The sequence below is a fragment of the Pseudomonas sp. genome, from assembly GCF_049645325.1.
GTDB lineage: Bacteria > Pseudomonadota > Gammaproteobacteria > Pseudomonadales > Pseudomonadaceae > Aquipseudomonas.
In genome coordinates this window covers 1-6,431 of the sequence record NZ_JBARTQ010000556.1, presented here as the reverse complement: position 1 = coordinate 6,431, position 6,431 = coordinate 1, and the positions used below count along the sequence as shown (strand labels likewise).

The window sequence follows — 6,431 nt, the reverse complement described above, 5'->3', positions numbered from 1 at the left end:
TTGCAGCAGCGCCAGCCAATGTTGCGCCATGCGCTCGATGCTGCCGGCATCAAACAGGTCCGTGGCATAGGTCAACGACGCATGCACCCCGTCTGCCGATTCATGGGTGTCCAGCGTCAGGTCGAACTGGGCCGCCTGGCTATCCCACACCATGCTCTCAACGCGCAACCCAGGCAATTGCAGGACCTGCTCATTACCGCGAGCGGCCGTCTGGTGGTTGAACAGCACCTGGAACAACGGGCTGCGGCTCAAGCTACGCGCAGGGGCCAACGCCTCCACCAGTTGCTCAAACGGCAGGTCTTGATGTTCCTGGGCGCCAAGCGCCGCCGTCTTGACCTGTTGCAACACATCGCGAAAGCTCAACTGGCCGTCGATTCGCGCCTGGAGCACCTGGGTATTGACGAAAAAGCCGATTAAACGCTCGGTTTCCGCACGGTTGCGGTTGGCGACAGGCACACCCACGCGCACGTCGCGCTGCCCGCTGTAACGGTGCAGCAGCGTCTGGAACGCCGCCAGCAACAGCATGTAGAGGGTTGCGCCCTCGCGGCGGGCCAACACCTGCAAGGCTGCGCCCAAGGCCGCGGGCACCGGGATATCCAGACGCGCGCCACGATAGCTTTGCACCGCCGGCCGTGGGCGATCCAGCGGCAATTCAAGCACAGGCTGCTCACCGCCCAACTGCTCGACCCAATAGGCCAATTGCCGCTCACGCTCACCGGCGTCCATCCAACTGCGTTGCCATTGCGCGTAGTCGGCATACTGGATCGGCAGATCCCCTTGCGCCGGCACCTCACCACGACAGCAGCCCGCATAGGCCTCGATCAATTCCTCGACCATTACCTGCATCGACGCGCCATCCGACACGATGTGGTGCTGAACCAGCACCAACACATGATCATCCTCGGCTATTTGCAGCAGCGTGGCGCGCACCAGCGGCCCGTGCATCAAGTCGAAGGTCTGGCTGATTTCCTGTTCGATCGCCGCCTTCAGCCAAGCTTCCAGCGCCGCATCCGATTCACAAACCGGTACAGCCCTGACCGTAACAGGCAGCGAGAACGGCGCATGGACCACTTGCAGCAATTGCCCCTGCTCACGGACAAACCCGGTGCGCAAGGTTTCATGGCGTACCACCAACGCATCGAAACTGTGCTGCAGCGCCGCCTTGTCCAACTGACCCCGCAGGCGCAACGCTGTCGGAATATGGTAGGCCGCGCTGTCAGGGTCCAACTGCCAGAGGAACCACTGCCGCTCCTGAGCATAGGAAAGCCGAAGAGGCTCGCCGGCAGCACGCCGAAAAATAGGCGCGATACCGTAGAGATTGATCCCCTTCTGACTCAGCAGAATCGCCAGAGCTTTGCGTTTCTCGGGAGAAAGCGCGCCTACCGATTCGATCAATTGCTGCATGTGTGGTCCTCACTAGGAAATCAGTTTTTCAAGTTCATCGGCAGATAAACGATTGAGGGCCTCCATTGATTTAGCCAAAACATCGTGAATAGGTTCAAATTCTGGCTCAAGCGCCTGCACGACTTGGCAAAACTCGGCCAGATCAGCGGTGGTGAACAAGGTCTTGATCGTGATATCCAGGCCCAACTGCTCGCGCAGGCGCAACATCGCCTGGGTGGCCAGCAAGGAATGGCCGCCGAGCTCGAAGAAGTTGTCGCCCATGCCCACCCGCTCCAGCCCGAGTACCTGCGCCCATACCGCCGCCACCTTGTGTTCCAGCTCGCTGTGGGGCGCCACGTAGGCCTGCTGCAACAAGCTGGCGTCGGGCTCGGGGAGTGCCTTGCGGTCCAGCTTGCCATTCGCGGTCAGCGGCATCCGGTCCAAAAGCAACATGTGTGCAGGCACCATGTACTCCGGCAAATCCTCACGCAGGGCCGCCTTGAGGGTTTCGCGCCAGGCACCCGCATCGTCGACGCGGTCGACAGGCACCACGTAGCCGACCAACTGAGTGCCGCCGAGCCCTTCATGGGCCAGCACCACCGCTTCACGCACCGAGGCCTGCGCCAGCAGGCGCGCCTGGATTTCACCCAGTTCGATACGGAAACCGCGAATCTTCACCTGATGGTCAATGCGTCCTACGTAGTCAATCACCCCATCAGCGCGATAGCGGGCCAGGTCACCGGTGCGGTACAGGCGGTCGCCCGTGCCCGAGAACAGGTTCGGGATAAACCGCGTACTGCTCAGGTCGGCGCGGTTCAAGTAACCCCGCGCCAGCCCGGCTCCGCCGATGAACAACTCACCGATGCAACCTGCCGGAACCGGTTTCAGGTCCCGGTCCAGCACGTACCACGACAGGTCAGGAATCGCCACGCCAATCGGGCTGGAGGCGTCGTTTTCCAGGTCGGCTTGCGACAACGGCCGGTAAGTCACGTGCACGGTGGTCTCGGTGATGCCGTACATATTGATCAGTTGCGGCGCCGAATCGCCGAAGCGTTCGAACCATGGGCGCAGGCTGTTCACGTCCAAGGCTTCGCCGCCGAACACCACGTACCGCAGCGACAGGTTGCGCGACGCCTGATCCGCACAGGCCACTTGCATCAATTGCTTGAACGCCGATGGCGTCTGGTTCAGCACCGTGACCTGCGCGGTGCAGAGCAGATCGAAGAAAGCCTGCGGCGAACGGCTGACGTCCTGCGGCACAATCAGCAAACGCCCGCCGTACAGCAACGCACCGAAAATCTCCCACACCGAGAAATCGAACGCATAGGAATGGAACAGCGACCAGCAATCCTGCGCACCAAAATCAAACCAGCCCTGAGTGGCCTCGAACAAACGCACGACGTTGCTGTGCGGTAACAATGTGCCCTTCGGCTTGCCGGTCGAGCCTGAGGTGTAGATGACGTACGCCAGGTTTTCCGGACCGACAGCCACCTCCGGGTTGTGCTCGATGGCGGGGTAATCGGCACCGATCAGCAGGCTGCGCACACCGACCGGGCGCGGCAAGTGTTCTTGCGTAAGCAGCAGGGCCAAGCCGCTGTCCTCGATCATGTACTGCAAGCGCTCTTGGGGATACGCCGGGTCCAGCGGCACGTAAGCGCCCCCGGCCTTGAGAATCGCCAGCACGCCCACCAGCATCTCGAACGAGCGCTCCACGGCGATGCCCACGAGCACTTCGGGGCCCACGCCGCTGGCTATCAGCGCATGAGCCAGGCGGTTCGCACGACGATTCAACTCCGCGTAGGTCAACTGCTCACCTTCACACACCAGTGCCACAGCGTGCGGCGCTTTTGCCACCTGCGTTTCGATCAGGTGGTGCAGGCAGCCCGTTGGCGCATAGGCCGCAACCGACGGGTTCCAGTCCTTCAGGATCAACTGGCGGCTTGCCGTGTCGAACAGGTCAATCTCATCGACGCGCCCGTGTGCGCCCACTTCAACTATCTGCTGCAACAGGTGGCGCAGTTGCACATTCACCTGCTCAACCGCAACAGGCGAGAAGTGTTGCCGGTCGTAGCTGTAATGCAACGACAAGCGCTCTTCCAGACCCACCGCCAGGGTCAGCGGGTAGTTGCTCTGCTCCTGGCTATGCACCTGGCCAAACACCAGCCCCGCGGGCGCGCCTTGCTCAAGCGCCTGCGACACCGGGTAGTTTTCGAACACCAACAGGCTATCGAACAGGGCTTCACCGCCCTGCCCGGCCCAGCGCTGGATATTGAACAACGGCGTGTGCTCGTACTCGCGCAAGCGCAGGTTGAGTGACTGCAACGCTTGCAGCCACTCGCCCACCTCACACTCGGCCGACACGCTGGTAATCACTGGCAAGGTGTTGATAAACAGCCCGACCTGCTGCAGCGCACCTGGCACATCCGCCGGGCGCCCTGCGACCGTGGCACCAAACGCCACGGTCGATTGACCCGTACGGCGTTGCAGCAGGAGCGCCCAGGCGGCCTGCACGACGGTGTTGAGGGTCACTTTGTGGCGACGGGCAAACGCCTCCAGATCCCGTGTCTGCTGGGTGTCGATGACGTCGTACAGATCGGCGTAGCCGTGGCTCGGCTGGGCCGACTGCAGGGTGCTTGCCAAGCGAGTCGGTTCCTCCAGCGCAGCCAGTTGCTCTTTCCAGAAACGCTCGCCGAGAGCGTTGTCCTGGCGTTGCAGCCAGGCGATATAGTCGCCATAGCGACCCGCCCGGGCGGCCGGCTGCGTACCGCTGTAGCGCTGCAGGACTTCCCCAAGTAACTGCGCATTGCTCCAACCGTCCATCAGAATGTGATGACTGGTGTAGATCAGCTCAATGTTGTCGGGGCCGCTGCGCACCAGGTCCAGACGCAGCAGCGGCGCGGCCTTCAGGTCGAAACCCTGTTCACGCTGTGTGTCGGCCAATTGCTGCACGGCATCCGCCAGATCGGTGCGCGACTGCCAATCGTAGACGGTGAACGGCACCACGGCCTGCCGGTGCACAACCTGTAAAGGCAGTTGCTGTTCACTTTCCCAGATGAAGCCACTGCGCAGGCTGTCGTGGTGGTGTACGGCGTCCTGCCAGGCGGCACGGAAACGCTCCACATCAAGCCCTTGTACGTTGACCCGCAACTGGTTGATGTAATCACCGCCGCCTTGCTGGTAAAGGCTGTGGAACAGCATGCCCTGTTGCATCGGCGACAAGGGGTAGATGTCTTCGATGTTTGCACAAGGCACGGGCAACGCGTCCAGTTGTGCCTGGGTCAGCGCAGCCAACGGGACGTCCGACGGCGTCACGGCGCCGTGGGCGGGATCACTGCAATGCTCGATCAACCCGGTCAGTTCGACGATGTAGTCATCTGCCAGGCGCTGCACGGTGGCCGCCTCAAACAACACGTCGCTGAAGGTCCAGCCCAGGCTGAATTGGCCGTCGTAAACCTGCCCGTTGAGCACCAGCCAGTTAGCCAGCGGCGCCAGCGGGCTCTGCTCGCTGCCAACGGACTCAACGGCCGGGGCAAACAGCGCTCCGCGATCGAACTGGCTGTCCAATTGCCCCAGATAGTTGAAGGTGATACGCGGCTGCGGCAACTGGCTGAACACCTGCTGGGTTTGCGCGTCCGCCAAGTAGCGCAGCACGCCGAAACCAATACCCTTGTTGGGAACCGAGCGCAGTTGCTCCTTGATGCGCTTGATGGAGCCCGCCAGGTCCTGCTCAGGCGTCAAACGTACCGGGAATGCAGTGGTGAACCAGCCCACCGTGCGGCTCAAATCAATAGCGTCGAACAGCTCTTCACGCCCATGCCCCTCAAGCTGGATCAGCGTCGAAGCTTGCTCGCTCCAGCGGCCGATGACCCGTGCCAACGCCGTCAGCAACAGGTCGTTGACTTGAGTGCGATAAGCCACCGGGGCCTGCTGCAACAGACGTTGTGTCAGGTCGCGGCCTAATTGCACGTGCACAGTGCGCGCCTGGTCATTGCGCACGATGGCAGCGCTCGTCTTGCAGGGCAATTCAGCATCCACCGCCTTGAGCTGCGCCTGCCACCAAGCGCTTTCGGCACGCAACACATCGCCCACAGCGTAGGCCTGCAAGCGTTCGGCCCAGGTTTTGAAGGCAGTCGTCTTGGCGGCAAGGGCGACGGTCTTGCCATCCGAGACGCTTTGGTAGGCCTGCTGCAGATCTTCCAGCAACACCCGCCACGACACGCCATCCACCGCCAAGTGATGGATCACCAGCAGCAAGCGCTGGGTGCCATCGGCCAGGTTGATCAACAGGCCGCGCAACAGCGGGCCATGCTCTATGTCCAGGCTGCGTTGGGCTGCGTCGCAGGCCGCTTCGATCTCATCGCTCGTTTGCAACGTTGCCTGATGCAACAGCGACTGCAACGGTTCGACAGGCGCGTGATGGGCGCTCCAGCCATCCGCCGCGTGGTTGAAACGCAGACGCAGCGCATCGTGGTGCTGCACCAGTGCCTGCAATGCCTGTTCGATCAGGCCAGCGTGCATGGGCGCACGTGAGGTGAGCAACACCGATTGGTTCCAGTGCCTTGGCTCGGGCATGGCACTGTCGAAAAACCACCGCTGGAACGGCAACAACGCCAGGCTGCCGCTAACCGGGCCCTGGTCGACAATGGATACGGTTTCACCGCAGCGCGCGATGCCTGCCAGGCCTTGCACTGTCTGGTACTGGAACAGTTCTTTAGGCGTGAAATGAATCCCCGCCTGGCGCGCACGCCCGACCACCTGGATCGAAATGATCGAGTCACCACCCAACTCGAAGAAGTTGTCGGTGACGCCCACCTGCTCGACGCGCAACACCTCGGCCCAGACCGACGCGATGCGCTGCTCCAGCTCGCTGCGCGGAGCCACGTAGGCTGGCTGCGCGGCCGCGTCCGGCTTAGGCAACGCCTTGCGGTCCAGTTTGCCGTTGGGCGACAGCGGCATCTGGTCCAGCAGCAGCCACTGGTTGGGCACCATGTAGTCCGGCAGGACTTGTTGCAGATGGGCAGTCAGGGTTTCGCGCCAGTCTTCAGCGC

At 62.2% G+C, this 6,431-nt stretch carries 2 protein-coding genes; both read right to left on the bottom strand.

Annotation, left to right across the window (positions count from 1 at the left end):
• The coding region (locus WBB95_RS23375; RefSeq protein ID WP_424489719.1) for a condensation domain-containing protein at positions 1-1,404 on the bottom strand (1,404 nt) is incomplete at its 3' end.
• Between the two features lie 12 nt (positions 1,405-1,416).
• The coding region (locus WBB95_RS23370; protein WP_424489718.1) for an amino acid adenylation domain-containing protein at positions 1,417-6,431 on the bottom strand (5,015 nt) is incomplete at its 5' end.